The organism is Brevibacillus massiliensis (genome assembly GCF_000311785.1).
Lineage (GTDB): Bacteria > Bacillota > Bacilli > Brevibacillales > Brevibacillaceae > Brevibacillus_C > Brevibacillus_C massiliensis.
Window position 1 is genome coordinate 304,579 of the sequence record NZ_HE978535.1, and the last position, 24,629, is coordinate 329,207.

A 24,629-nucleotide genomic window follows, 5' to 3' on the forward strand; every position below is an offset into this window, starting at 1 on the left:
TTCTTTTCATCTGTTTCGTTGCACAATTCCGTCTTTGTTTTTTTGGTTCATGAGCCATAGCCTATTTGCTTCATTTCTGGGTATGGTAAGGGTAGGTTTTTGTACACAGAAGGGAGATGTTCTCATGGCAAGACGTCTGCTCACGCAAGAAGACGCAAACGCTGCCGTTATCGGAGGTGCGGTACTCGGCGGCGGTGGAGGCGGGTGGATCGACCAGGGTGAAACCATCGGCAAACTGGCCGTGGAAATGGGTACCCCCTCTCTGATCACGCTGGACGAACTGAATGACGATGACTTGTTGGTCACGGTCGCACTGGTAGGCGCGCCGGCAGCAAAGGACCAATACGTGAAGCCGGTTCATTACGTTCAGGCAGTAGAACAATTGCAAACCTACCTCGGGAAAGAAATTGCCGGGATTATCACAAATGAAAACGGGGCGGGCACTACCGTCAACGGCTGGATTCAGTCGGCAGTCCTGGGTATTCCCGTCGTCGACGCCCCCTGCAACGGACGAGCGCATCCCACTGGCGTGATGGGATCAGTCGGCCTCGATCGACTGCCCGGCTACACCTCGGTCCAGACAGCAGTCGGGGGATATCAAGAGCGCTTCGTCGAAATGGTCATCAGCGGCTCGCTTTCGACCTGCGCATCCATGGTGCGCAAGGTGTCGGTGGAAGCAGGCGGGCTCGTGGCCGTCGCGCGCAACCCGTTCACGGTCGGTTATGCGAAGAAGCACTGCGCCGTCGGTGCCATCGAACAAGCGATCAATCTGGGGCACCGCATGCTGGCGCAACAGCAGAACGGAGGACGTGCCGTGATAGAAGCAGTCGTCGATTATCTGGGCGGCCAGATCGTCACCGAAGGAACCGTCGAAGCGGTCGAACTGAAGACAGAGGGCGGTTTCGACGTCGGCTTTGTCAAGCTGGGCAGCTACGAAATGACCTTCTGGAACGAGTACATGACGCTCGAACACAACGGACTGCGCCTCGGGACCTTCCCCGATCTGATCATGACCCTGGATCTTGCCACCGGGCGTCCGATCATTACCGCAGAGATCAGCAAGGGACAAGACGTCGCCGTGATTTCGGTGCCGAAAGAAAAACTGGCGCTGGGTGCCGGCATGCGCGATCAAGCGCTGTTCAAGCCGGTTGAAGAAATTGTCAACAAAGAAATCATTTCCTACGTGTTTTCATTACCATCTCCATCGAAAGGAAGCGAGCAAGGATGTCGTTAAAACAGACGATTGAAGTATTCGAATTGTTGGATGACGCTACGGTATCAGGTGAAAAGGTAAAAGCGTTCTTTGAGCAGCGGGGGGCAAGCAACGTCTCCTATACGACCGTAGAAGGCGAAAAGGGAACGACCGATTTCATCAAGATCGTAATTCCCGGCAAGAAGGGGAAAGTGTACGGCGGAAAAGCTCCTACGCTCGGCGTAGTCGGCCGTCTCGGCGGCATCGGGGCACGTCCGGAGCGGATCGGTCTGGTATCTGATGCAGACGGTGCCGTTGCCGCACTAGCGACGGCGCTCAAACTGGTGGACATGCAGTCCAAAGGCGACGTGTTGGACGGAGATGTGATCATCACAACGCACATTTGTCCGAATGCGCCGACCAGACCGCACGAGCCTGTCGCATTCATGGACTCTCCGGTTGACATCCTGGCGATGAACCAACACGAAGTGACGGAGGAGATGGAAGCGATCCTCTCCATCGACACGACAAAGGGGAACCGCGTCTTCAACCATCGCGGAATCGCCATCTCGCCGACCGTAAAACAGGGGTACATCCTGCGCATCAGCGACGACCTGGTCTCCCTGATGGAGATGAGCACCGGTCAATTCGCCCATACGTTTGCGGTGACGATGCAGGATATCACACCGTACGGCAACGGTCTCTACCACATCAACAGCATTCTGCAGCCGGCGGTAGCTACGTCGGCACCAGTGGTTGGCGTCGCGATCACGGCACAGACCGCTGTTCCCGGCTGCGCTACCGGAGCCAGCCACGAGGTGGATATCGCGCTGGCAGTCAAATTCTCGATAGAAGTGGCCAAAGCTTTCGGGGAAGGCAAATGTTCGTTCTACAACGAGGAAGAATTTGCCCGAATCGTCAAGCTGTACGGTGATATGAGCCACCTGCAGACCTTGGGCAAAGACGCGTAGACACGAATTCGATAAGCAATGTTTCGACTCAGCTTGGGGAAGATATAGGAAACGTATCTTCCCTTTTTTTCATGAATCGCAAACGCTTCAAAAGAAGCTTTCCTTTATAATAGGGTTGTTCAAAAAGGGGTGATCAAGATTGGAAAAATCGGCTTTTACCGTTGAAGACCTGCTGCGGCTGCCCGTGATGAAAGACGCCAAATTGGTGAGCGGCGAGGAAGGGATCCAAAAAGAGATCTACTACGTCGACATCATGGAAATACCCGATATGGAGGGGTGGCTGCGGCCAAAAGAATTCGTGCTGACGACCGGGTACTCGTTTCAGGATCAGCCGCTGCACCTCAGCCGTCTGCTGGAAGAGATGAAGCGGGTGGGCGGGTCGGCAGTCGGCTTGAAGTCCAAGCGTTTCTTGCAAAAGACCCCGGCCGAAGCGATCGCCAAAAGCAATGAGTACCAGATTCCGATTATCGACATCCCTCCGGAAGTGACGTACATCGACATCACCCACTCTGTGATGGAAAACATCCTGAATAAACAGTTGGTGCTGCTGCGAAAAGTCAACGACGTCAGCAGCATGTTTACAGATCTCGTGCTGAACCGCCGTGGGTCTGAGCTGGTGAGCATGATCGGGAAACTGCTCGACTGCGAGACGGCCATCATGAACAGCGACGGCGTAATCGAGAGCGCGACGCCGCTTTTTTCGCCGGATGCGGTGGCTGTCACCAAGCCTGTCCAAATTGGCGGCAAGATACTTGGATATCTGCACATGACAAAGCCCCTCGACGACGAAGACCCGTTTCTTAAGATGTGCATTGATCAGGCACTGACGATGCTTGCACTGGAATTTACCATCCGTGAATCGGCCCGGCACCGGAAAGAACACGCCCGCGAGGACTTCTTGATCGAGCTGCTCTCCGGGACCACGCGGATGGAAGACATCCTGCGCTATCGGGCCCGGGAGCTTCAGTTTTCACGTGGACGCCACCAGTACATCATCTCGCTAAAAACCTACGCAGCGGAAGGGCAGGAGGCCGGAGTTGACACGGTCGAGAAATGGGAGCATACACGTGACGACATCTTAAAGGAGATCAGGCGAACCAAGCGGATCAGTGCCGCCATGGCGATGGGGGAGAATATCGCCGTCTTCTGTACCACCAACCAGCTTGACCCTGCCGGCCAATGGCGGGAATCGCTCGAAGTGGCTGATGAACTGTACCGGCGCATACACAGCCGCCTGCCTGATGTTGACCTGTACATCGGCGTTGGCGGGATGACAGACAAGCTGTCCAGAATCAAAGACAGCTTTGACCAGTCAAGGCGGGCGTTGGAGGCGGGCAGGCGCGTGCGCCGGGAGCGGAAAATCATTCATTATTCCGACATTTACGTCGAGGATATGCTGATCAGCTTGCGTGAGCATCCCGCCTTGACGTCGATGTACGAACGACTGCTCAAGCCGGTTCGCAAATACGATCAGGAAAACGGGACAGATTTGTTTAAAACCCTCGAGTGCTACGTTCGGCGCGGCGGCAATACGAAGCAGGTGGCAGAGGAATTGTACGTTCACCGCAACTCTGTCAACTACAGGCTCGAGCGGATCCAGAGCATCGTCGGGGCTCACCTTGGCGATCCGGAAACGAGGCTTCGGCTCGACCTGATCTTGCGGGCGTGGAAGCTGGGAATTCTCTCCTGACACGCCTTTTGTTTCGCTGCCCAAATACGGTGCTTTACTTTTGGAACGTGGGCCATACGATTTTTTTCGGCACAAATGTATAATGATAATACCCTAATTTCAGTAAAGTCACACAATAAGGCGGGGGATGAGAGCATGATCGGAGTCATTCGCGTATTTACCACGGAGGATCAGACAATCCTAAGGGAGCATGGAAAAGTGATCGAGTCGCTGTACGGGATTCCAACGGTGAACAAATGCATTCCCGATCAGCCATTCGGCATTCACAACGACGAAACCGAACGGATTGCGATACCGAAAATTGTTGCCCTGGGCAAGGAGTTAGAGGAGCAGGGATGCAAAGTCCTTGTTTTAAGCTGTGCAGCTGATCCCGGCATCGCGGAGCTTCGCCGGCAAGTCTCGATTCCTGTGGTCGGGGCCGGCAGCACCACGGCGCTTGCCGCCAAAGGCTACGGCCAGCCGGTGGGAGTGATGGGCATCACCCCGGATCTGCCGAACGTAATGAAGGAACTCCTTGGCGACCAGCTCGTCGCCTACGGCAGACCGGAAGGGGTTAGCAAAACGACTGATCTGCTCACGGAAGCAGGCAGGAAGAATAGTCTGGCCGCGGCCCGGTCATTGGTAGAGCAGGGTGCGAAGGTATTGGCATTTGCTTGCACCGGTTACGCCACGATTGGACTTGCGGGCGAGATTCGCCAAGAGCTGGGTATCCCCGTCATCGACCCGGTCGAGGTAGAGGGCTGGTTTGCCTCCTACGCCTTGATGAGTGCCTCCGCCCAGTCCCCCAAGGGAGGAGAGGGTCGTTGAAGCGAATTGGAACTGTTACGATCGGACAGTCGCCGCGCGTAGACATCGTCCCTGAACTGCTGGAGATGCTTGGCAGCGATGCAGAGATAGTCGAGAAGGGGGCGCTGGACGGGCTGTCTGCCGAACAGGTTGCAGCCATGGCCCCGACGGAACAGACGGAAGTCCTGGTTACCCGGTTGGCAGACGGCAGTTCGGTGACGATCTCCGACGAAGCAGTCATCCCACGCGTTGCTGACGCCCGATGAAGGGCAGTTCCCACAGCAGGAAAAACGCTGGGCTTCTTTCGTTGCCCGGGTGGTCCTGCGCGCTGCCTCCCCTTATGAGAGCTTGTCCAAGCTGAAGGAGTAAGCGGCAAAATTCGCCACTGACGGTGTCGATGCTGTAGTGCTTGACTGCATGGGCTATACCGCCGAGATGAAACAGATCTTACAAGAGGTGCTGCCGTGTCCAGTGATCCTGTCGCGTTCCGTTTTGGCGCGATTTGCCGCCGAACTGGCCTGACTTCACCGGCAAAGTGTACCGCAGTAAAAGGGGAGATATGATGAAGGAATACACGACACAACAGGAGAAACATCCTCGCTTATTTGAGCCTTCAAGCATGGTCGTAAACATCGTGGTAGGCCTTTTGGGAGCGATCATCGGTCTGCAGTTGATCGTCACCCTGGGGGTTACGCCCAATACGGCTATTATCGGGGCCATTATCGCGATGCTGATCTCCCGTGTACCACTTGCGGGATTCTCAAAATTCCGTTCAATTCACAGGCAAAATCTGGTTCAGACGACTATTTCTGGGGCTACCTTTGGCGCGGCCAATGCGCTGCTCCTGCCGATCGGGATCCCCTATTTGATGGGTGATTCCAGCTTGGTGTTTCCGACGCTGATCGGCGTATTGATCGCGACGATTATCGACGCAACGATTTTGTACAGAGTATTTGACTCACAACTGTTTCCAGCCTCCAACGCCTGGCCGCCGGGAGTGGCAACCGGGGAAGCGATTCTCGCGGGCGACAAGGGCGGCAAACGCGGAAAGCTGCTGCTCTACGGAACTGGAATTGGTCTTATCGGTTCATACTTCGGCGTCTCCATGTCGGCATTTGGCGTCGCCTTTATCGGAAATATCTGGGCGCTGGCCATGTTCGGGATCGGCCTGCTCGTAAAAGGGTATGACACCAGTCTGTTCGGCGCGAGCATCGACCAGTACTACATTCCGCACGGCTTTATGGTGGGAGCGGGACTTGTTGCCCTGCTTCAGGTAATCTGGATGCTGGTTAAAAAGCCAAAAGATGCCAAGCCTGTCACCTCTCCCGAGGCGGCGACGGCAGGAGCCCAGACGAAGGCTGAAACAGGCTCCACCCAGTTCGATTTGCCGGAGACCCGGACCGCAAAGGACGTGTCCAAGGCGATTAAATACGGATTTATTGCCTACATCATCTGCGCGATTGTCCTTGCCGTATTGACCGGATTATATGCACACATGTCCGCGGGCATGCTGATCGGTTGGGTGCTGTTTGCCGCATTGGTCGCATTTGCCCACGAATTGATCGTCGGACTGTCCGCGATGCATGCCGGCTGGTTCCCTGCATTTGCCGTAGCTCTCATTTCACTGGTTTTGGGCATGATCATCGGGTTCCCTTCTATCCCGCTGGCCATTCTGGTCGCGTTCGCCGCATCGACGGGTCCGGCGTTTGCCGACATGGGCTACGACTTCAAAACGGGTTGGATTTTGCGTTCAAGTAATGACCGCGCCTACGAATTAGAGGGGCGCAAGCAGCAGTACTGGGCATCGCTGATGGGCTTTGCAGCAGCCTTCATCGTGGTAGCGATTGCTCACGGAAGCTATTTTGCAAACGGGCTCTTCCCGCCTGTCGACAAAGTGTTCGTCGCAACCATCGAAGCAGGGTTGACGGGAGGACACATCGGAATGAACCTGCTGCTGTGGGCGATCCCCGGTGCAATCGTTCAATTGATCGGCGGACCATCCCGTCAGATCGGAATCATGTTTGCGACAGGTCTTTTGATTACAAATCCGATCGCAGGCTGGGCAGTGCTGGTCGGGATCCTGATTCGCCTGTTCGTGCTGAAGAAGTTCGGCAAGGGCGCAGAAAGCACGATGAGCATCATGGCTGCCGGATTTATCGCCGGTGATGCGCTGTACGGATTTGGAAACTCCCTGTATAAAGTAACGAAGTAAGCAGAGCGGAGGGGATAGGATGAGTAGTTTGTCTGAAACAGCGAAGCGGCTGTTGACGCAAAGCTTAAATCTGAAAGCGGGTGAAACGCTGCTGGTGGTCTCTGACGGCACCCGTCCGGAAATCTGCGAGGCTCTTTACCAGGCAGGGATCGAGCTGGGTGCCGAGGCATTGATCATCGCGATGAAGCAGCGGGCAAAAAGCGGCGAGGAACCGCCGCGGGCAGTAGCGGCGGCGATGAAAAGCGCCGACGTGGTGATCTGCCCGACCCAGCACTCACTCACGCATACAGCAGCCCGCAAAGAGGCCTGCAAACAAGGAGCGCGGGTTGCGACCATGCCGGGAATTACCCTGGACATGTTCCAGAACGGGCCGATAACCGCCGACTTCGAAGAGGTGGCCGCGCTGTCACGCAAGGTGGCCGATCGCCTCAGCGCAGCCGAACAGGTGCGAATTGAAAAGGACGGGGCTGTCTTTACGTTCAGCTTGAAGGGCCGTCAAGGGATTGCCAGTACAGGGCTTTACCGGGAAAGCGGGGAGGGCGGCAACCTCCCGTCCGGCGAAGCGTACATCGCTCCGCTGGAGGGAACGGCTGAAGGCACGCTGATTATCGACGGTTCGATCGTCGGGCTGGGCTTATTGAACAGTCCGCTTACCCTGACCGTGAAAAACGGTTTGCTGACGGAGGCTGCGGGCGAACGCGCCGACGAGTGGCTGGGCAAGCTTGGTGACTCGGCTGAGGCTCGCAACGTCGCGGAATTCGGCGTTGGCACCAATCATAAAGCCCGTCTGACAGGCGTTATTCTCGAAGATGAAAAAGCGTTTGGGACGATTCACATCGCCTTTGGCAGCAATGCCACTTTTGGCGGAACAGTGGAAGCGGGGGTACACCTGGACGGCGTCATGCTGAAGCCGACCGTCTACTTCGATGGGAAACTGTTTATGCAAGAAGGAAAGCTGATTGAAGAGGAGTAGAAAGTTCACTGGCCGCATGGCAAAGCCCTTCGACGAAACACAGGTCACCGTTTCCGTCGAAGGGCTTTTTTTCATTTGATGCGGTGCTCAGCTTACGAGCGGGGCGAGGAGGTCGCGAAGCTCTTTGACGATAACTGTCTGATAGCCGCTGCCCTCTCCGTATTGACGCAGCATTTCTGCGCGGGCCACCTTGATGTTTTCCTCGTAATCCGCGGCGTTGCGGTCGGGGTTGGCTTGCTTGAATGCGACCATGACCGCTTGCACGTGCTTCGGGCGGGGACCCCACTGGGCGAGGACATTCCCGCTGGCGTCAGTGAAGATGACGATCGGAATCGCCCGTCCGCCCATCGTCAGGAATTGCTCCATGACGTCCAGATTCTCTTCCATGATCAGGACTTCTACCGGCATGCCCGACTCCGCCAGTGCCTGGAAGACGACAGGGACATTGCGAACGACGTCGCCGCACCAGTCAGAAGCCAGGATCAGGCAGTGCAATCCACCCTCCCGGCGGCAGGAACGGAAAAACTGACGGTCGGCCTCATCCTTCCATTCAAACGCGTCGTACCACTCTTGAAATGCTTCCTTGTTTTTGGTCATGCCGTCCATAAATTCCCGGGGAGAAATGCCGCTGCCCAGTTTTTCTTTGAGATTTTTCGCCATTTTCATCCAGCCTCCTTTTTTTTCTGTCCATCCAGCTCGCAGTCACATTTTTCTTGTACTTAATGTAAGTTTGACACCAGGCTGTGGAATCCTGCTAAGGGCGGCAGGAGTTGCCGAGGCTGCCGTTGAATCTAGAACACGTAAGATATCGATCGAGAGGGGAAACACGACATGCAGTACATCAGAATTACAGATATTCACGATCCGCTCTTTGCAAAAATGCACCAGCTCATGCAAACGGTATTTCCGCCTGAAGAGGTGCTGGAGTTTGCCTTATGGGAAGGGCCGCTGGCCGATGATGGCATTCGCGTTTGTGTCGCCGTCCATCAGGGGGAGGTGGTCGGAGCCACGGAATACCGCTACTACGAGGATGTTAACGTCGCCATGACTGATTTTACGATTATCGGCCGGGAAGGGCTGGGAGTCGGACGCTTCCTGGCTGAGCAGCGAAAAGCCGATCTCAACGCTTGGGCAGAATCGTGCGGCAAGAAGCTGTACGGCATGTTTGCGGAGATTTACGATCCGTACCGGGTGGAGCAGCTTTCCTTTGGCGGCGTAAAGCCGATGGATCCGTTTGTGCGGCGTGAAGTCTTGTCGCATCTGGGATACAAGCGGCTGGACTTCCCGTATGTACACCCGTCGTGGACCAACGACGGAGAGGCGGTCAGCGGACTCGACCTTTGCTTTCTGCCGATCGCGACTGACCTGTCCGAGCTGAATGCGGAGTTGGTCGCCTCGTTCGTCAAGCGGTACTACAGCGTTCTGCCCAACAAGCCGCAGGCCTGGCACGATATGGTGAAGCAGCTGGAAGAGAAGGAGACGATTCCTCTGCTGCCAATCTGACCGTAAAGAGGAGGAGATGTATGCAGACAGCGATTACCCTGACCCATGCGGGCATGACGCTGCGGGGGATGGAACACATTCCCGATATCCCGTCGCAAGAGCGCTTACCCGCCGTCATTCTGTTTCACGGCTTTACCGGTACCAAGCTGGAACCCCACCGGATGTTTTTAAAGCTATCGCGGGCACTGGAAGCGGTTGGCATCGCAAGCGTCCGCTTTGATTTTCTGGGCAGCGGGGAGAGCGACGGCCACTTTGAAGAGATGACGCTATCCAAGGAAATCGCCGAAGCGCACAGCATTCTCGACTACGTAAAAGGACATCGCCGGTTTGATCCCGCCCGCACAAGCCTGATTGGCTTGAGCATGGGGGGAGCCGTGGCCAGTATACTGGCTGGAGACCGTCCTGACGAGATCGAGAAGCTGGTGCTGCTGGCCCCCGCGGGAAACATGTATGAGATTGTCCAGCATGTGGCTGGAGAGTATCTGGCCGATCCGGAGGTGAAAGTGGCGGACTATGGCGGCAACCTCGTCGGGCGGGCGTTTGCCGAGGAACTGAAACAGATTGACATCTTTGAACGGTCCAAACCGTTTTCCGGCGAGGTGCTGCTGATTCACGGCACCAGCGATACGACCGTCCCGGCGGAGGTATCTCTTCGCTACAAGGAACGCGTATACGGCCCAAGGGCCGAGGTTCACTTCATCGAAGGAGCGGACCACACCTTTAACAGCGCGGTATGGGAGTCGGAGATGATCCAGTCTGCGGTCTCATTTTTGCAGGGCCGGACGGGCAGCTCCGGCGGCGATGTGCCTGTGTAGGCAGTGGCTTGGAAGGCTTGCATTTTTGCGGGCTGACCTGCAGCATGGGACTTTCCTACAACATGTCGCTGGCCAAGATCGGCAGCGATTTAAAAAAGCCGGACGCCTTCGTAGTCATCCGCCCGGAGCAGGCGCTGGACATCCTGCGGGAGCTGCCAATTGGCAGCCTGCACGGAGTGGGCAAGAAGTCGCAAGAGATGTTGGCGTCGCGCGGGATTTACACCGTTGAGGACTTTTGGGCCCTGTCCCGGGAAGAGGTCGTCGGGTTGTTTGGGAAATACGGTCATACGCTTTACGGCTTGGCTCGCGGCGAAGATTCGCGGGATATCGTGATGAACCGGCCGGTCAAATCGGTCAGCAGGGAAACGACGCTGTCCGTCGACATCTACACGCGGGAGAGAGTGCTGGCGGCGGCCCGCAGCCTGCTCGCGAAGGTGCTGGAGGATGTGGAAGCGGAAGGGGTCCGGCCCAAGACGATGATCCTGAAAATCAAGTACTCCGATTTCACCCAGCGCAGCAAGCGGCGCAAGACGAGCGGTGACGTGAATTGGCACAGGCTGCTGGAAGAGCTGGTCGACGCTTTCGACTACTCGGCAGGCGTGCGGCTGGTGGGGGTGGGGTTTTCCGATTTTGCCCCGCCGACCCAGGACGAGGGCAGCCAACCGCGCTATGAGCAGCTCAGCTTTTCCTGGGAAAGCGCAAAAATAGACAAATTGTGATTGTGAGCAGTGACCATTCGAAGGGAGAGATTGACGATGGATTGTATTTTTTGCAAAATCAGCAACAAAGAACTGCCGGCGAACATCGTATACGAAGACGACCAGGTGATCGTCTTCCGCGACATTCAGCCAATCGCGCCAGAGCACGTGCTGGCCATCCCCAAAAAGCATATCCCTTCTCTGATGGCCATCCAGCCGGAGGACAAGGAACTGGTCGGGCATCTGCACCTCGTCCTGCAAAAGGTAGCCAAGGAGCTCGGCGTAGACGAGGACGGCTTCAGGGTCGTGACCAACATCGGGCCGCACGGGCAGCAGACGGTCTTCCACCTGCACTACCACCTGATTGGCGGCCGCCAGTTGAACTGGAATATGTAGGCAAACGGGAAACGCGGGGAAAGCACCCCGCGTCCTTTTTTACGTTTGGGAACATTGTGGTGGAAAAGAAAAAATGGGCTCGCTCCGTTCGTGGCACGTCTACAGGGAAGCTGTGCTGTCCGTCTGCACTCCAAAAAACGGCACGTCGACCAAAAATTACGGAAAGCATCTCAACGTAGAATTTGGTCGACAAGCGTGTGCCGTTTTTTCCGTTCCGACTGGGTGGGCGCTGCCAAGGCCCGCGCTCGCCCCATTTTTTTCTTTCTTCTCGGACTTTATTCCTCTGAGCAAGAATGTCTGCGAAGCAGGAACCGGCAACAGCTTTGGACGACTTCAGTCGTTGCTTTTCATATGGATGTCGTAAAGGCGGAGAAGCTCCAAGACCTCCTGCTGTTTTTCCGCCGGCAGGGTCTCGATGCGCCGAATGAACAGGGCCAGCATCTCGCGCTTTTCCTCATCGGTCATCTCGCGGTCGACTAATTGAGGATATCGCCTTTTTTGATACTGCCGATGCTTCATGTTGAGTTTTTGCGCCTCGGCAAAGATTTTCAGCAGCTTTCGCTCCAATAGGTCCAGAGAGGACAAAGCTCATCATCTCCATGGGAAAATCGGGAACGACTCTCGGGCTATAAGAGGAAAGTCTCCTCTTTTCGCTTTCGATCAGTTGATAAAATCACGGGATCTCCCTATATCATAATGGTTCATACGTTCAAGTTCCAGATATGACGATTGTTTTTCATCCTGTTTGCAGCAACGCGGGACCTTTCGCACTTTTTTGTATAAAATACTTGAATTACACTTGACGATTTGATAAGTTATTTTTGATTGGTTGACCAACCAAATTTAGAGGTGATCCTTTTGAGGAATCAGAATAAGAAACAAATCATTATTGAGGCAGCCTCCAAAGTGTTGGCCGAGAAAGGGTATGAGAAGGCGTCCATCAAGGACATTGCCAGAGAAGCCGGGATAACACCTGGACTTGTCCATTATTACTTTCGAAATAAAGAAGAGATTTTGTCGGAGTTGTTGCTTGAAGCTTCAAATCAGTACACGCGCGACATGCAAACCTTAAAACAAACTGTACCCGTTGGGCGTCTCTCTCATGTCGCTATTCGTGAAACAAGGGATCGTGTAGTGAAACATCCGGAATGGTACAAGCTGCGTTACGAACTGTTTGCTATCGGTCTTCGAAACTCCAGTATGACTGAAGGAGTCAATCGTATTTTAGAAAATGGACGTAACGGCATAGCTGGTATCTTGTCCTCGATTTTCCCGGAACCCGAAGATCTGGATGTCATGGCCGCCATTCTGCTTGCCTGTTTTGATGGATTGGCCCTGCAAAAGTTATTGCATCCAGAACTTGATCTTGATAAAGCATATGCTGTTCTAGAAAAATGGGCGTTGTCTTTACAGGATGCCCGATAATCACAGGGTATCTTTTGATTGCATTTGGTTGGATGACCAACCTAATCAAAATGACAGGAGGAGCTTATATGATAGAGATGCTGTTCCATTTTCTCGAAACTCTTTTCATCGGTCTTATCATTGGTGGAGGAGTGATCATGGCAGCTTGTGTTCGTCCTTTTTTGCTTCAGGTACTATCTGGTGGTGGCAATCGGGAACTTGTTTCAACGGTAGAAGGTATCTCGATAAAGGCGTGGAATCGATACAATCGTTATGCATTCTTTTCAAGCCTCTTATTACTGCTTCTAGACTTGATCCGGTACTTCGCAGGATTGGGGAATCCCCTATGGCATATGGGTATTCTAGGCATCATTGTCCTTGCTTTCTTAAGAAAATTCCAGATTGATCGTCAGTTAAGCGTTCGTCTGCAAGAAAAACCTTTAGCTGCAGCAGGAAGTGCAGAGCAGAATGCCGGGCATCGGCAGGTTGAACGATTATCTAAAATCATTCTGTTTCTCGCTGTCATTGCGGTTGTGTTACCTAAGTAAAAGGAGACAATATGCCATTGCCCCGCTATCATTTTGAACCAAAACACCGTCTGGAATCCCCATTTCTCGTCGGAAGAGAATCTGTTATAATAATCATTTAAGGCAGAAATATGGGTAAAAGGAAGGTACACAAATGATTAGTACAAGTGGAGTTTCCCTGCAGTACGGGAAACGGGTGCTGTTTGAGGATGTTACGATCAAGTTTACGCCCGGCAATTGTTACGGGCTTATCGGGGCCAATGGAGCGGGGAAATCCACCTTTCTGAAAATACTCTCCGGCGAAATCGAACCGACCAAAGGGGAAGTGTTCATCACGCCGGGTGAACGCTTGGCGGTGCTCAAACAGAACCACTTCGAATACGACGAGTACCCGGTTTTGACAACCGTCATCATGGGGCACAGCAGACTGTACCAGATCATGCAGGAAAAGGATGCGCTTTATGCCAAGCCTGATTTTTCCGAAGCGGACGGCATCAGGGCATCCGAGCTGGAGGGCGAGTTTGAAGAGCTGAACGGCTGGCAGGCGGAAGCGGAAGCCGCGGAGCTCTTGATCGGGCTTGGGATTCCGACACAGCTTCACGATAAGCAGATGAAAGACCTCAGCGGAAACGAAAAAGTGCGCGTACTGCTGGCTCAGGCCCTGTTCGGACGGCCGGGGATCCTGCAGTTGGACGAACCGACGAACCATCTGGATATCGAATCGATCAACTGGCTGGAGAACTTTCTCTACAATTTTGCGGGCACGGTGATTGTCGTCTCCCACGACCGTCACTTTCTCAACCAGGTATGTACCCATATCGCAGACATCGACTTTGGCAAAATTCAGCTCTACGTCGGCAACTACGACTTCTGGTACGAGTCCAGCCAACTGGCGCTGCAGCTTGCCAAAGATTCAAATAAGAAAAAAGAGGAGAAAATAAAGGAGCTGGAGCATTTTATCCAGCGCTTTAGCGCCAACGCCTCCAAGTCCAGGCAGGCCACCTCGCGGAAGAAGCAGTTGGAAAAACTGACGCTCGAAGACATCAAGCCGTCTTCCCGCCGCTATCCGTACATCCATTTCAAACCGGACCGGGAAGCGGGCAAGCAGATCTTGACGATCGAACAGCTCAGCAAGACGATCGACGGCGAAAAGGTTCTCGACAATATCAGTTTTACGGTCAACAAAGGGGATAAGATCGCCTTCGTCGGACCGAATGGGTTGGCCAAGACCACTTTGTTCAAGATCATCATGAACGAACTGGCCGCAGACAGCGGAGAGTTCAGCTGGGGGGTCACCACCTCGCAGGCGTACTTTCCCAAGGACAACTCTGCCTATTTCGATACCGACCTGTCGCTGGTGGATTGGCTGCGGCAGTACTCCAAAGAGCAGGATGAGACGTTTGTGCGCGGGTTTTTGGGGCGGATGCTGTTCTCCGGCGAAGAAGCCCTGAAGAGTGCCAATGTCTTGTCCGGAGGAGAAAAGGTGCGCTGCATGATGGCGAAGATGATGCTCTCGGGAGCCAACGTGCTGCTGCTGGACGAACCGACCAACCACCTGGATCTGGAGTCGATTACGGCCCTGAACAACGGGCTGGCCGAATTTACCGGCACGCTCTTGTTCGTCTCCCACGACCATCAATTGATCCAGACCGTGGCCACCCGGATTATTGAAATCACTCCGGCGGGCCTTATCGATAAGGAAATGAGCTATGACGATTATTTGGCGAACGAAGAGGTGCAAAAGCAGCGCCAGTTGATGTACAGTGCCGTATAAGATAAACTGGCGCCAGACGTTTCGTGAAAGAGGGAAAGACACATGAAGAAATCACCAGCAGAAACGCGCGTTATCGTCGGGATGTCAGGTGGTGTAGACTCGTCTGTGACGGCTTTGCTCTTAAAAGAGCAGGGATATGATGTAGTCGGGATTTTCATGAAAAACTGGGATGACACAGACGAGTTTGGCCACTGTACAGCCGAGGAAGACTTTCAAGATGTAAGGCGGGTATGCGACCAAATCGGCATCCCGTACTATACGGTCAACTTTGAGAAAGAGTACATGGACAAGGTGTTTACTTACTTTCTCGATGAGTACCGCCGGGGCCGCACGCCGAATCCCGACGTCATGTGCAACCGGGAAATCAAGTTCGGCGAGCTCTTGTCCAAAGTGCAGAAGCTGGGAGGCGACTACATCGCGACCGGCCATTACGCCCGCGTGGAGTACGAGGGCGGGGTATACAAGCTGCTGCGCGGCGTCGACCAAAACAAGGACCAAACCTATTTTCTCAACGCCTTGAATCAGGATCAGCTCTCCAAGACGATGTTTCCGATCGGCCATCTGACCAAGCAGCAGGTGCGGGAAATCGCGGAGCGGGCAGGTCTTGCTACGGCGAAAAAGAAAGACAGCACGGGAATCTGCTTCATCGGGGAGCGCAATTTCCGCGAGTTTTTGCAGCACTATCTGCCGGCCCAACCCGGCGTGATCAAAACGGTGGACGGACAGGAGATCGGCCGCCACGACGGCTTGATGTACTACACCCTGGGCCAGCGGCAGGGGCTCGGCATCGGCGGAATCGGCAGCGGGGAACCCTGGTTTGTCGTCGACAAGGATCTGGAGAAGAACGAACTGATCGTCGCCCAAGGAGCCACGCACCCCCGCTTATTCTCCACCAGCCTGATCGCGACGGGTGTCAACTGGATCAGCGGCAATGCCCCGCAAGCGGAGTTTCACTGCACGGCCAAGTTCCGCTACCGTCAGCCTGATCAAGGGGTTACGGTGCGTCCCTTGGACGGCGATCGCGTGGAAGTGCTGTTCGATCAGCCGCAAAAAGCTGTCACACCAGGGCAAGCAGTCGTCTTTTACGACGGGGAGGTCTGCCTGGGCGGAGGAACGATCGATCAGGTAGAGAAAAGCGAATAAGCCTCTTTCACATAAAAATTCCTCGCCATGCACAAAATGTAAGGGTAGCAAGGAATTTGAAATGACAGGAGTGAAGAGGATATGGCAAAACCGGATGATCGATCCGACAACGTGGAAAAACTGCAGGAAATGGTCCAAAATACGATGGAAAACATGCGTGAAGCGCGTGATGATCTGAAGGCTCACGGGGAAGAGATGTCCCAGGAGGACCGAGCCGACATCCAGGCGAAAAATCAGCGCCGGGAAGAGAGCATCGAAGGCTTTCGCGAGGAGATCAGAGACGAAGCGAACCAATAAAAAGAAGAGGCAGGGAAGGAGACTTCTCTGCTTTTTTTGTTGCACTGTGGTAGAATGGAGTCGTTCATTTTTGTCATTTCAGGAGTAACGGCATAGGATGGTGAGAACCTTGGACGAAACGAAAAAATCAAAGCTGATCATTTTGACTTTTCTCGGTCTTGCGATCATTTTTGGTCTTGTCGCCTACTTTGGGATGAAAAACAGCGCGAAGGAGCAAGTGGCGCTCATTCACCAAGAGATTGAAGCACGCGGCGGGACAGTGACCAAGATCGAAGTGATGCCGCCGGATGAGAGTCCGTTTCCGACTGCAGGGAAGGGCAACACCATTTTTAAAATCGACTACGAAAAAGCCGGCCGGAGACACACTGCCTGGTACTGCTCGATCAACGACTCCTCGATCATCAGAGAACAGGAACAGTGGAAGTTTGACGAATGATTTGCTGGAACGGGCAGGGAAGTTCATCGTATAATAAATGAAGCGTTACCTGCCCGGTGAGGGTATGCCAATGGACACAGGAGGTGCGAGTGCTGGCTATGACGGATTATGCGGGGCTGCGCTCCTTGGCTGGATTGATTCACCGTTTTGAGCCTGCTTTGGATGGAGCTGTGCTGACGATTCTTGCCGCCGAGCAGCGTCAAGAGATTACCCGGCTGCTGCTCGATGGGCTCGCCGATGTGACTCCCCGACCGGACGTAAAAGTGGAGGCCAGTTCGGGCGAGTACGCGAGTCATATCGCCGTGCTTCGGATCGGCAATCGTAAATATACATTTGCAAAAGATTACCGGGAAACGTTCATCAGTGAAATCGGTGAATACTCGTGCCGGATCACCCCGGACGCCAATGGGGTGCTGGTGTACCACATCGATTATCCCGGAGTCGTCCGCGACGTATCCCGGATTCTTGCCGAGTACATGATCAACATCTCCAAACTGAACGTATCGCGTGAGCAGAAAGGGAAAAACGCGTTATTGGTCTCCCTGACAGACGAAGCGATCCCACCTGATGTTATTGCGAAAATCGATCAACTGCCGAACGTGACCAAAGTGATTTCTCTGCGGTAAAGAGTAAGCTATCCGATCGGGATGGCTTTTTCTGTGAAAAACGTCTCGACGTTTTTCATAAAACATAGATGTGACCGCTTGCGGTCAACAAAACGGTCATGACCATTTGGTTTCGATCGGCATGAGACGATCAAGGAAAGGGGAACAGCATCATGGCTATGTACGACAAGAAACGGCCCTATCTCTACTGTGAGCTGCCCGGCGTCAAAACGTATTGCTGCTGCGGCCTGTCGGAAGAACCGCCGTACTGCGACGGTTCCCATAATGGAAAACAAGTAAAGCGCCGGCCGTATATAACCAAAGTGGACAAGCCGAAGCAAGTGGCGCTGTGCGGCTGCGGCCAGTCAAAACAACTGCCCTACTGCGACGGCGCGCACGAAATGCTTGCCGGCAAGCCGACAGGCAAAGAGTAGAGGCGCGCAAGAAAAGGCGGAAAGGGACGTTGGCAAACCCGTGATCCAAGTAAAAAATCTAAAGAAGTCTTTTGGCAATCTCGAGGTTTTGAAGGATATCAGCGTCACTGTCGCCCAGCAGGAAGTGATCTGTGTAATCGGTCCGTCCGTGAAGGATCTGGCGGCGGAAGGCATGACGATGGTGATTGTAACCCACGAGATGGGCTTTGCCCGCGAAGTAGCCGACCGCGTCATTTTTATGGACGGCGGGTACATCGTAGAGGAGGGGCAGCCTGAACAGATATTCAAAAATCCGCAGAACGAGCGGACCAAAACGTTCCTCTCCAAGGTGTTGTAGGAAGCCAATGGAAAAGACGATTTTTCTGCAACGGGGAAAAGTCGTCTATTTTTCTCGCTGTACAAATTTTACTACTTTTTTCATATCAGCCAGGTGCCCCCAAGGGTATTCTTTCATGTTAGACGAATAGATGAACGAAAGGAGTTTCTGCCAGTGAAGTATCTCTTTTTCATATTTTTCCTTTTTATTACACTTGTCACCGGATGCCAAGGGAAAGAACCCGGTGCCGGACCCGCGGAAAATCACCAGCCGAAATCGCTGCAGGAGGCTGTGCAGGAGAGCGGAGTAGCGAATATTATCGATACATTTGAGCGGGATCGGTACGCCTTTTCCTTCGCCCATTCGCAAGAAGGTTCAAAACAGTACCTTACACTGCTTCATTTTTCCCGTGACGACGAGGGGTGGCATTACCAAGGCAATTCCGGTTTTGGAGTTGCAGATGCCGTGCCCATCACGTACGGGGCATCTACCTGGATCACGAACAAATACCAGGCCCAGGTGGAAAATACATATGCAACGGTACATTTGGGTCAAATATTTGACACCAATATCGAGAAAGTGGTTCTGACGCTTGGACAAAAGACGCATGAGGCGAAACTGGTGAATCAGAAAGGGGTCACGCTGTGGTATGTCGCGATTGATGACAGCAGCGAAGGTGACCAGTACGGTTGGATTGCCGCATACGGCCGGGACGGAGGATTGATCTTTCAGTCTCCGTCTCCGCAGAGCAACAGGCTGTGAAAGACCGAATCGGAGAAAGGGGAGTTGCAGACCGGTCGCGATTGCCAAGCAGGTTAGGTTACATAATGAATATTATGTAACCTAAAGTCTCATCCAGATTGATCCTCCCTGCTCTTCCAAGAGGAACGGCCGGCGGATTTAAGCCGCCGGTGATGTAAGACAGGGTGACTTTCCCTGTCAGGCAAAGTTCATTTAACATAACAAATGTTATGTAACCTAAAAGCAGCAAAAGGGAGAAGGCCACAATGCTGTGATCAGCCGGCAAAGTGTCCTTCCCTTTTTTGTCGTCTCACTGATAGGGCCTGGCGTGAAACTGCAGCGCCGCCTGGTTTTCCGTGGCGTGGGCGGCGTGCGAGGCAAGATTTCTGTTTGGATAGCCCGGTTGGGTGGTAAATGGATTATGAAACTGATACAGCGAATTCATCGCCTCCGCAGAGACCTGTCCCTGGTAGACCAGGGCAACCGGGGAGACGTTGTTTGCGTATGCCGTCTGTTTGGGCCCGTAGGGATATTGCTCCGTAAGGGCGGGGACAGGGGACGCGTGCATCTGCCGGGCGTGGCCGGCGGCAGGGTTGGCATATGACGCATACCCGGCTGTAGGGGCTGTTTGCTGATGCTGCGCGAAATACTCGTCTGGATGGGGGGCGTGTCCGCGGTAGGCCAGCGCCGCCTGCGAGACGTAGCCTTGATGGGCAGTCTGGTAGCCCTGTCCGAACCCTTGCTGCGTGTATGGAGACTGCCCCTGCTGTCCGCTGTAACCTGGCTGATGAGATGAGTACAGGTAAGATTGGTCCATCTGATTTTCCTCCTTAGGTATGCCGCTAGTCGGCAGTGGAAAACATCTTGCTTTTATGGAGTATGTCCATTTTGAGCCAGATGATGCTTGCGCTGCCAGGGCGGAGGGCAAAAAGAAAAACCCCCGGAGGGGTGCTTATTTTGCGTTAGCCGCTCTTTGTGCCAAGCGTTTTCGGCTGACTTCCGGCAGTGCGATCCCGACCAGAATGACAGCGACTCCCGTCCACTGGACAGGTGTGACCGTCTCACCCAAGACGACGGAGGACATGAAGACGGCCATCGGCAGTTCGACGGCCCCGAGGATGGAACCCATCGCAGCGCCGATTTTCGGGATGCCGATGCTGAAGAACAGGATCGGTATCAACACGCCAAAGAAAGCCAGTAAAAATCCCCAGACAAGCAGCCCGTCAAACAACGTGCCGTCTGTGAAAAACTTCGGCGGATAGATCACAAAGACGGTCAGCATGGAGCCCGTACTTATGATCGAGCTGCGCATCAGCGGATTTACGCAAAGCGCCGCCCTGCCGCTGCCGAGAATAAACAGCGCGTACGTCATCGCCGACAGAAGTCCAAACACCAAACCTGCTGTCGTCAGCTGCTTTAATCCGAGACCCTCTCCTCCGACACCCCCAGCCATTGCCGTTCCGGCGAGCAAAAGGGCCAGCGAAAACAGCTTGTCCTTGGACGGCCACGAACGGCGGAGCAGAGAGTCGAGCAGGATCCCGATCCACGTGAACTGAAACAACAGGACGATCGAAAGCGAAGCAGGCGTGTACTGAAGAGACGTATAGTAGAACAAGCCGGTCAGCCCCGTCGGTATCCCTGCCATGAGCAGCACCAGCACTTGTTTCAACGGTACGCGCTCCCGCTTGAACAGCAGCGTCGGAATCCAGATGAAGAGTGACCCCAGGAAGACCTGGCAGCCGTTTACTTCATCTACTGTAAAACCTTCGCCGTAAGCGAATTTAATAAAGGTGGAGAGGATACCGTAGGAGCAAGCTCCGAGAAGTACGAGAAAGAAGTATCGCATAGTTTCGCCTCAACTAAGAAAAATGTAGGGAACGGTGTCAAATCAAGTCTTATACTTTACCCTATTTCCCCAGGCAAGTAAAGCAAGACAGAAAAAATAGGAAGAACGTCCTGTCAATATATTGTGTTGTTTTTGTCGAAAAATTTATTTCTTAACTATATATTGATTTTGTGGTATCTTAAAACTATCATCTTTGTGAGGGCAGCCGAGAAGCGGTTTGTTTACCCAGACTTTCATATTACGATATCATTAACCTTCTAGCAACTTGTTTGCGTGCGAACCGATCGTTTAGAAAAGGAGCGAATCATCGTATGAGTATCCCTGTTGTTCCAGTTGACGATGTGCAACTGCTGACTGATGAATTTATTTCTACATATCCTGATTTTCCAGCGGAGATGAACCCGCTTGGGCAGTTTGTCTTTTATCGGACCTACTCACGCTTCCTGCCGGACAAGAACCGCCGCGAAACGTGGAAGGAGACCTGCCGCCGCTCTGTGGAGTACAACGTCCGTCTGGCGTACCGGCATGTGAAAAAGATCGGGTACACCCCGAACGTAGACGAGTTTCGCGAGGAAGCGGAAAAGCTGTTCGACAACATGTTTCACCTGCGTCAATTCCTCTCCGGCCGGACGCTTTGGGTAGGCGGAGCGGAAAACGGGGTAGCGGACAAGTATCCGCTCGCCAACTTCAACTGCTCCTTCCTCAACATCCGCTCGTGGGATGATTTGGGCGATCTCTTCTACCTCTTGCTGGTAGGGACCGGCGTAGGCTTCAAGTGCACCCGGGAGATGGCAGCCAACCTGGCGCCGATTCGGACCAATACGACGCTGCTGTCCTCCAGCTACAGGCCGCTGCCGCGCTCCCAGCGCCTGGAAAATTCGCAGCTTACCATTTTGGACAACGGCTATGCGAAAATCTACGTTGGCGACAGCAAGGAAGGCTGGGTAGAGGCGCTGCGGATCTACCTGCGGATCTTGACAGATCCCAAGTACGAGCAAATTCATACAGTGAAGATCAACTACAACAGCGTCCGGCCGAAGGGCGAGCGGCTGCTGACTTTCGGCGGCACGGCCAGCGGCCATGAGCCGCTGCGGGAGATGTTTGAAGGCATCGACCGCGTGTTGAAAAACCAGGTCGATCCGTATCTGGAACCGATTCAAATCGACGATCGCGGGTATGGCCGCGTTCGCCCGATCCACATCCTGGATATCGGCAACCTGGTCGGAGCCAACGTCGTCGTCGGCGGCGTACGGCGCACGGCAGAGATCTTCCTGTTCGACCCGGAAGATTACGAGTGCATGTTTGCCAAGTACGGCATCAACGGCATCTGGACCGAAGAGCAGCTGGCTCACCACCGCCGCGTTGGCGAACTGCTGGGCAGCCGCAAGCCCGCCTGGTTTGACACGATTACGAAGGTGGGGGACGGGCGCTGGGGCCTGGATCACCGCCGGATGTCGAACAATTCGATGGCATTTACCTCAAAGCCGTCCCGCGAGTTTCTCAACCTGGTCTTCACGATCATGCAGCTCGAGGGCGAACCGGGATTCATCAACCTGGAAGAGGCGAACCGGAGACGCCCCAATGCCGAAGGATTGAATCCGTGTGCGGAAATCTTGCTGGATTCCTACGGCGTCTGCAACCTGACGACCGTCAATCTGGTGCAATTTGTCAAAGAACGTGCGGATGGCACGAAGTACCTGGATTTGGAAGGGCTGCTTGATGCCCAGCGCAGATCGGCGCGGGCCGGCCTGCGGATGACGCTGGTGACGCTGGAGATTCCCCACTGGAACGAAGTCCAGCAGCGGGACAGGCTCCTGGGCACGTCGCTTACCGGCGTGAAAGACGCGCTGGCGGCAGTCGGCTACGACGAAGAACAGGAGCGCGAACTGCTCAGCCTGCTCGGCCGCGCGGCGCGGGAAGAGGCGGATAAATACGCCCACAAAATGCGGGTGACCTCGCCGCTTCTGGTGACGACGGTAAAGCCGGAAGGGACGCTGTCACAGGTGGCAGGCGGGGTGTCCAGCGGCTTGCACTGGTCCCACTCGCCGTACTACATTCGCCGGATCCGCATCAACAGCGCCGACCCGCTCGCAAAAGCCGTGCAAGATCTCGGCTGGACCGTTCACCCGGAAGTGGGAACGCCGGGCGATACCCATGAAGAGCGGATGGCCAATGCCCGGACGCTGGTCATTGATTTCCCGGTAGCCAGCGGTGCGAAGGAAACGAAAAACGAAGTGAGCGCTGCCCGCCAGTTTGAGACCTACTTCCGTTTCCAGTCGCATTATACGGAGCACAACTCGTCCAATACCATTACTGTTCGCCCCGAGGAATGGGGAGAAGTGGAACAGATCGTCTGGGACGGTTGGGACAACTTCGTCGGCGTTTCCTTCCTGCAGCTGGACGGCGGCACTTACCAGCTGGCGCCGTACGAGGCTTGCAGCAAGGAAGAGTACGAAGCGTTGAAAGCGTCGATGAAGCCGTTTGATCCGGCTATCCTGGAGAAGTATGAAAAGGGCGGGGAGTCCGATCTGGAATTGGCTGAGGCCTGTGAAGCAGGGGCTTGCCCGATCCGCTGATCAGGATGGCCTCCCTCTCAGCAGCATGATGGAAAGACACGGAGGAGAGAGATGAAACAGATACCGGTAAACGTGATGAAACTGCACCCGGATGCGGCGGTTCCGGCATATGCCCGTCCGGGGGACGCCGGGTTTGACATGGTGGCAGTAGAGGACACAATCATCCAGCCTGGAGAGACAAAATTGGTGCGGACAGGCCTCGCTGTCGCTCTCCCTACAGGGTACGAGTTGCAGGTGCGGCCCCGATCCGGGATCAGCCTGAAGACGAAGCTGCGCGTCAGCAATGCGCCGGGGACGGTCGACAGCGGCTACCGCGGAGAGATATGCGTCCTGATCGACAACATTGCCACGCCACAGTACAGCCTTGAAGAGGGCCAGCTGCAGATCGTGCGGACGCGGGAAGTGACCACACTGCAAAATCAGCGGGAAGCGGTCGACACCGCCTGCGCAAGCGGATCCTACCTGATCCGCAAAGGGGACCGGATTGCGCAAGGCGTCATCGCCGAAGTGCCGCAGGCCAGCTTTGAACTCGTGCAGGAGTTGGATGAAACGGTACGCGGTGCCGGCGGATTTGGCTCGTCTGGCACGAATTGAATACAGCCATGCCAAAAGCCGTTCTTTTTTGGAAGGAACGGCTTTTCTGCATAATTGAAGAAAAAGCCTTAACGGAAAGAGTTTGTTCGTGTACAATTTAGGGAAACGGTGAAATAATGGGGGCTGTGAAGTGGGAAAATGTCTGATTGTCATCGACTATACCTATGATTTCGTAGCAGATGATGGTAAGCTGACCTGCGGGAAACCCGGCCAGGCCATCGAAGACCGCATCACGGCACTGACAGAGGAGTTTATCCGGAATGGAGATTACGTCGTAATGGCGGTAGACGGCCATGAGCCCGGCGACCCTTATCATCCGGAGTCGGGGTGTTTCCGCCGCACAACATTTACCAGACGAGCGGCCGCGACCTGTACGGGAAGCTGAATGATACCTATCAACGCAACAAAGAGCGGGTCTACTGGATGGACAAAACCAGGTACAGCGCGTTTGCCGGCACCGACCTGGAAATTCGCCTGCGCTCCCGCGGGATTACCGAGCTCCATCTGGCCGGAGTCTGCACGGACATCTGCGTCCTTCATACTGCGGTCGACGCCTACAACAAGGGGTTTCAGCTTGTCATCCACCGCGGGGCCGTACAGAGTTTCAATCAGGCCGGCCACGAATGGGCGCTGGGTCACTTTGCCTCTGCGCTGGGAGCTGAGATCGTCGACTGACAACAAGTGTTCTTTATCTAAAAGG

At 54.5% G+C, this 24,629-nt stretch carries 26 protein-coding genes and 3 pseudogenes; 25 read left to right on the forward strand and 4 right to left on the reverse strand.

The window, feature by feature from the left end:
* Window positions 1-124: 124 nt before the first annotated feature.
* The 8 genes and pseudogenes from HGBM_RS26205 (at window position 125) to HGBM_RS01575 (ending at window position 7,824) form a co-directional block, all read left to right on the forward strand.
* Window positions 125-1,234, forward strand: coding sequence for an S-methyl thiohydantoin desulfurase family protein (locus HGBM_RS26205; RefSeq protein ID WP_019119346.1), 1,110 nt, complete (start codon window positions 125-127; stop codon window positions 1,232-1,234).
* The gene (locus tag HGBM_RS01550) at window positions 1,225-2,163 is read left to right on the forward strand and encodes a DUF1177 domain-containing protein (RefSeq protein ID WP_019119347.1); all 939 of its coding nucleotides are present in this window, start codon (window positions 1,225-1,227) and stop codon (window positions 2,161-2,163) included. The genes HGBM_RS26205 and HGBM_RS01550 overlap by 10 nt, the downstream gene beginning before the upstream one ends.
* A 139-nt stretch (window positions 2,164-2,302) precedes the next feature.
* Window positions 2,303-3,853, forward strand: coding sequence for a PucR family transcriptional regulator (locus tag HGBM_RS01555; protein ID WP_019119348.1), 1,551 nt, complete (start codon window positions 2,303-2,305; stop codon window positions 3,851-3,853).
* 135 nt (window positions 3,854-3,988) lie between these two features.
* Window positions 3,989-4,660 carry an aspartate/glutamate racemase family protein gene (locus tag HGBM_RS26210; RefSeq protein WP_019119349.1) on the forward strand — a complete coding sequence of 224 codons (672 nt, stop codon included), beginning with the start codon at window positions 3,989-3,991 and terminating at the stop codon, window positions 4,658-4,660.
* Window positions 4,657-4,905 (forward strand): AroM family protein, encoded by a 249-nt coding sequence (locus tag HGBM_RS30640; RefSeq protein WP_019119350.1) that lies wholly within the window; start codon window positions 4,657-4,659, stop codon window positions 4,903-4,905. The genes HGBM_RS26210 and HGBM_RS30640 overlap by 4 nt, the downstream gene beginning before the upstream one ends.
* Before the next feature lie 115 nt (window positions 4,906-5,020).
* A pseudogene (locus HGBM_RS32360) lies at window positions 5,021-5,161 on the forward strand (AroM family protein); the annotation flags it as partial.
* A gap of 40 nt (window positions 5,162-5,201) precedes the next feature.
* Window positions 5,202-6,851, forward strand: a complete 1,650-nt coding sequence (locus tag HGBM_RS01570) for an OPT/YSL family transporter (protein WP_019119351.1) — start codon at window positions 5,202-5,204, stop codon at window positions 6,849-6,851.
* Window positions 6,852-6,870: 19 nt separating this feature from the next.
* Entirely contained in the window at window positions 6,871-7,824 is a 954-nt protein-coding gene (locus HGBM_RS01575; RefSeq protein ID WP_026074127.1) for an aminopeptidase, read from the forward strand.
* A gap of 87 nt (window positions 7,825-7,911) precedes the next feature.
* Here HGBM_RS01575 and HGBM_RS01580 read toward each other — a convergent pair whose 3' ends face one another.
* A complete protein-coding gene (locus HGBM_RS01580) occupies window positions 7,912-8,484 on the reverse strand; it encodes a thioredoxin family protein (protein ID WP_026074128.1) in 573 nt (190 codons plus the stop codon).
* A 171-nt stretch (window positions 8,485-8,655) separates the two neighbouring features.
* Between HGBM_RS01580 and HGBM_RS01585 the strand changes: the two genes are divergently transcribed.
* The 4 genes from HGBM_RS01585 to HGBM_RS01600 are packed head-to-tail and all read left to right on the forward strand — an operon-like array spanning window position 8,656 to window position 11,236.
* On the forward strand, window positions 8,656-9,327 hold the full coding sequence (locus HGBM_RS01585; RefSeq protein ID WP_019119354.1) for a hypothetical protein: 672 nt from the start codon (window positions 8,656-8,658) through the stop codon (window positions 9,325-9,327).
* A 20-nt stretch (window positions 9,328-9,347) separates the two neighbouring features.
* A complete protein-coding gene (locus tag HGBM_RS26215; protein WP_019119355.1) occupies window positions 9,348-10,142 on the forward strand; it encodes an alpha/beta hydrolase in 795 nt (264 codons plus the stop codon).
* Window positions 10,143-10,186: 44 nt separating this feature from the next.
* A complete protein-coding gene (locus tag HGBM_RS26220; RefSeq protein WP_315969936.1) occupies window positions 10,187-10,861 on the forward strand; it encodes a DinB/UmuC family translesion DNA polymerase in 675 nt (224 codons plus the stop codon).
* A gap of 36 nt (window positions 10,862-10,897) precedes the next feature.
* Entirely contained in the window at window positions 10,898-11,236 is a 339-nt protein-coding gene (locus tag HGBM_RS01600) for a histidine triad nucleotide-binding protein (RefSeq protein WP_019119357.1), read from the forward strand.
* A gap of 333 nt (window positions 11,237-11,569) precedes the next feature.
* Here the strand turns inward: HGBM_RS01600 and HGBM_RS30140 are convergent, their stop codons facing one another.
* Window positions 11,570-11,821, reverse strand: coding sequence for a hypothetical protein (locus HGBM_RS30140; protein WP_019119358.1), 252 nt, complete (start codon window positions 11,819-11,821; stop codon window positions 11,570-11,572).
* A 264-nt stretch (window positions 11,822-12,085) separates the two neighbouring features.
* On the opposite strand from HGBM_RS30140, the gene HGBM_RS01610 reads away from it, so the two are divergent.
* The 10 genes and pseudogenes from HGBM_RS01610 (at window position 12,086) to HGBM_RS01655 (ending at window position 18,934) form a co-directional block, all read left to right on the forward strand.
* On the forward strand, window positions 12,086-12,661 hold the full coding sequence (locus HGBM_RS01610; protein ID WP_425358555.1) for a TetR/AcrR family transcriptional regulator: 576 nt from the start codon (window positions 12,086-12,088) through the stop codon (window positions 12,659-12,661).
* Window positions 12,662-12,729: 68 nt separating this feature from the next.
* Window positions 12,730-13,188, forward strand: coding sequence for a hypothetical protein (locus HGBM_RS01615; RefSeq protein WP_019119360.1), 459 nt, complete (start codon window positions 12,730-12,732; stop codon window positions 13,186-13,188).
* Between the two features lie 133 nt (window positions 13,189-13,321).
* Entirely contained in the window at window positions 13,322-14,941 is a 1,620-nt protein-coding gene (locus HGBM_RS01620) for an ABC-F family ATP-binding cassette domain-containing protein (protein WP_019119361.1), read from the forward strand.
* 42 nt (window positions 14,942-14,983) lie between these two features.
* Window positions 14,984-16,084 (forward strand): tRNA 2-thiouridine(34) synthase MnmA, encoded by a 1,101-nt coding sequence (gene mnmA / locus HGBM_RS01625; protein WP_019119362.1) that lies wholly within the window; start codon window positions 14,984-14,986, stop codon window positions 16,082-16,084.
* An 81-nt stretch (window positions 16,085-16,165) separates the two neighbouring features.
* The gene (tlp, locus tag HGBM_RS01630) at window positions 16,166-16,381 is read left to right on the forward strand and encodes a small acid-soluble spore protein Tlp (RefSeq protein ID WP_019119363.1); all 216 of its coding nucleotides are present in this window, start codon (window positions 16,166-16,168) and stop codon (window positions 16,379-16,381) included.
* 97 nt (window positions 16,382-16,478) lie between these two features.
* On the forward strand, window positions 16,479-16,817 hold the full coding sequence (locus HGBM_RS01635) for a hypothetical protein (RefSeq protein ID WP_019119364.1): 339 nt from the start codon (window positions 16,479-16,481) through the stop codon (window positions 16,815-16,817).
* 98 nt (window positions 16,818-16,915) lie between these two features.
* Window positions 16,916-17,443 carry an ACT domain-containing protein gene (locus tag HGBM_RS01640; protein WP_026074130.1) on the forward strand — a complete coding sequence of 176 codons (528 nt, stop codon included), beginning with the start codon at window positions 16,916-16,918 and terminating at the stop codon, window positions 17,441-17,443.
* Window positions 17,444-17,595: 152 nt separating this feature from the next.
* Window positions 17,596-17,856, forward strand: coding sequence for a CDGSH iron-sulfur domain-containing protein (locus tag HGBM_RS01645; RefSeq protein WP_019119366.1), 261 nt, complete (start codon window positions 17,596-17,598; stop codon window positions 17,854-17,856).
* Window positions 17,857-18,007: 151 nt separating this feature from the next.
* Window positions 18,008-18,193, forward strand: a pseudogene (locus HGBM_RS31435) (peptide ABC transporter ATP-binding protein); the annotation flags it as partial.
* A 153-nt stretch (window positions 18,194-18,346) separates the two neighbouring features.
* A complete protein-coding gene (locus HGBM_RS01655) occupies window positions 18,347-18,934 on the forward strand; it encodes a hypothetical protein (RefSeq protein ID WP_019119368.1) in 588 nt (195 codons plus the stop codon).
* Window positions 18,935-19,223: 289 nt separating this feature from the next.
* Here the strand turns inward: HGBM_RS01655 and HGBM_RS01665 are convergent, their stop codons facing one another.
* Complete coding sequence (locus HGBM_RS01665) at window positions 19,224-19,730, reverse strand: hypothetical protein (RefSeq protein WP_019119370.1); 507 nt, start codon at window positions 19,728-19,730, stop codon at window positions 19,224-19,226.
* A 135-nt stretch (window positions 19,731-19,865) separates the two neighbouring features.
* Window positions 19,866-20,759, reverse strand: coding sequence for an EamA family transporter (locus HGBM_RS01670; RefSeq protein ID WP_019119371.1), 894 nt, complete (start codon window positions 20,757-20,759; stop codon window positions 19,866-19,868).
* 311 nt (window positions 20,760-21,070) lie between these two features.
* On the opposite strand from HGBM_RS01670, the gene nrdJ reads away from it, so the two are divergent.
* From nrdJ to HGBM_RS26225, 3 genes and pseudogenes are all read left to right on the forward strand, one after another.
* Window positions 21,071-23,335 carry a ribonucleoside-triphosphate reductase, adenosylcobalamin-dependent gene (nrdJ, locus tag HGBM_RS01675; protein ID WP_019119372.1) on the forward strand — a complete coding sequence of 755 codons (2,265 nt, stop codon included), beginning with the start codon at window positions 21,071-21,073 and terminating at the stop codon, window positions 23,333-23,335.
* A gap of 51 nt (window positions 23,336-23,386) precedes the next feature.
* A complete protein-coding gene (dut, locus tag HGBM_RS01680; protein WP_019119373.1) occupies window positions 23,387-23,929 on the forward strand; it encodes a dUTP diphosphatase in 543 nt (180 codons plus the stop codon).
* Window positions 23,930-24,059: 130 nt separating this feature from the next.
* Window positions 24,060-24,604 (forward strand): annotated as a pseudogene (locus HGBM_RS26225) (cysteine hydrolase family protein).
* Window positions 24,605-24,629 lie beyond the last annotated feature (25 nt).

Bases quoted from the DNA above. Each gene is read 5' to 3' on its own strand.
- HGBM_RS26205 (WP_019119346.1), top strand. From the start codon at position 125: ATGGCAAGACGTCTGCTCACGCAAGAAGACGCAAACGCTGCCGTTATC.
- HGBM_RS01550 (WP_019119347.1), top strand. From the start codon at position 1,225: ATGTCGTTAAAACAGACGATTGAAGTATTCGAATTGTTGGATGACGCT.
- HGBM_RS26210 (WP_019119349.1), top strand. From the start codon at position 3,989: ATGATCGGAGTCATTCGCGTATTTACCACGGAGGATCAGACAATCCTA.
- HGBM_RS01570 (WP_019119351.1), top strand. From the start codon at position 5,202: ATGAAGGAATACACGACACAACAGGAGAAACATCCTCGCTTATTTGAG.
- HGBM_RS01575 (WP_026074127.1), top strand. From the start codon at position 6,871: ATGAGTAGTTTGTCTGAAACAGCGAAGCGGCTGTTGACGCAAAGCTTA.
- HGBM_RS01580 (WP_026074128.1), bottom strand. From the start codon at position 8,484: ATGGCGAAAAATCTCAAAGAAAAACTGGGCAGCGGCATTTCTCCCCGG.
- HGBM_RS01585 (WP_019119354.1), top strand. From the start codon at position 8,656: ATGCAGTACATCAGAATTACAGATATTCACGATCCGCTCTTTGCAAAA.
- HGBM_RS26215 (WP_019119355.1), top strand. From the start codon at position 9,348: ATGCAGACAGCGATTACCCTGACCCATGCGGGCATGACGCTGCGGGGG.
- HGBM_RS26220 (WP_315969936.1), top strand. From the start codon at position 10,187: ATGGGACTTTCCTACAACATGTCGCTGGCCAAGATCGGCAGCGATTTA.
- HGBM_RS01600 (WP_019119357.1), top strand. From the start codon at position 10,898: ATGGATTGTATTTTTTGCAAAATCAGCAACAAAGAACTGCCGGCGAAC.
- HGBM_RS01615 (WP_019119360.1), top strand. From the start codon at position 12,730: ATGATAGAGATGCTGTTCCATTTTCTCGAAACTCTTTTCATCGGTCTT.
- HGBM_RS01620 (WP_019119361.1), top strand. From the start codon at position 13,322: ATGATTAGTACAAGTGGAGTTTCCCTGCAGTACGGGAAACGGGTGCTG.
- mnmA (WP_019119362.1), top strand. From the start codon at position 14,984: ATGAAGAAATCACCAGCAGAAACGCGCGTTATCGTCGGGATGTCAGGT.
- tlp (WP_019119363.1), top strand. From the start codon at position 16,166: ATGGCAAAACCGGATGATCGATCCGACAACGTGGAAAAACTGCAGGAA.
- HGBM_RS01635 (WP_019119364.1), top strand. From the start codon at position 16,479: ATGGTGAGAACCTTGGACGAAACGAAAAAATCAAAGCTGATCATTTTG.
- HGBM_RS01640 (WP_026074130.1), top strand. From the start codon at position 16,916: ATGACGGATTATGCGGGGCTGCGCTCCTTGGCTGGATTGATTCACCGT.
- HGBM_RS01645 (WP_019119366.1), top strand. From the start codon at position 17,596: ATGGCTATGTACGACAAGAAACGGCCCTATCTCTACTGTGAGCTGCCC.
- HGBM_RS01665 (WP_019119370.1), bottom strand. From the start codon at position 19,730: ATGGACCAATCTTACCTGTACTCATCTCATCAGCCAGGTTACAGCGGA.
- HGBM_RS01670 (WP_019119371.1), bottom strand. From the start codon at position 20,759: ATGCGATACTTCTTTCTCGTACTTCTCGGAGCTTGCTCCTACGGTATC.
- nrdJ (WP_019119372.1), top strand. From the start codon at position 21,071: ATGAGTATCCCTGTTGTTCCAGTTGACGATGTGCAACTGCTGACTGAT.
- dut (WP_019119373.1), top strand. From the start codon at position 23,387: ATGAAACAGATACCGGTAAACGTGATGAAACTGCACCCGGATGCGGCG.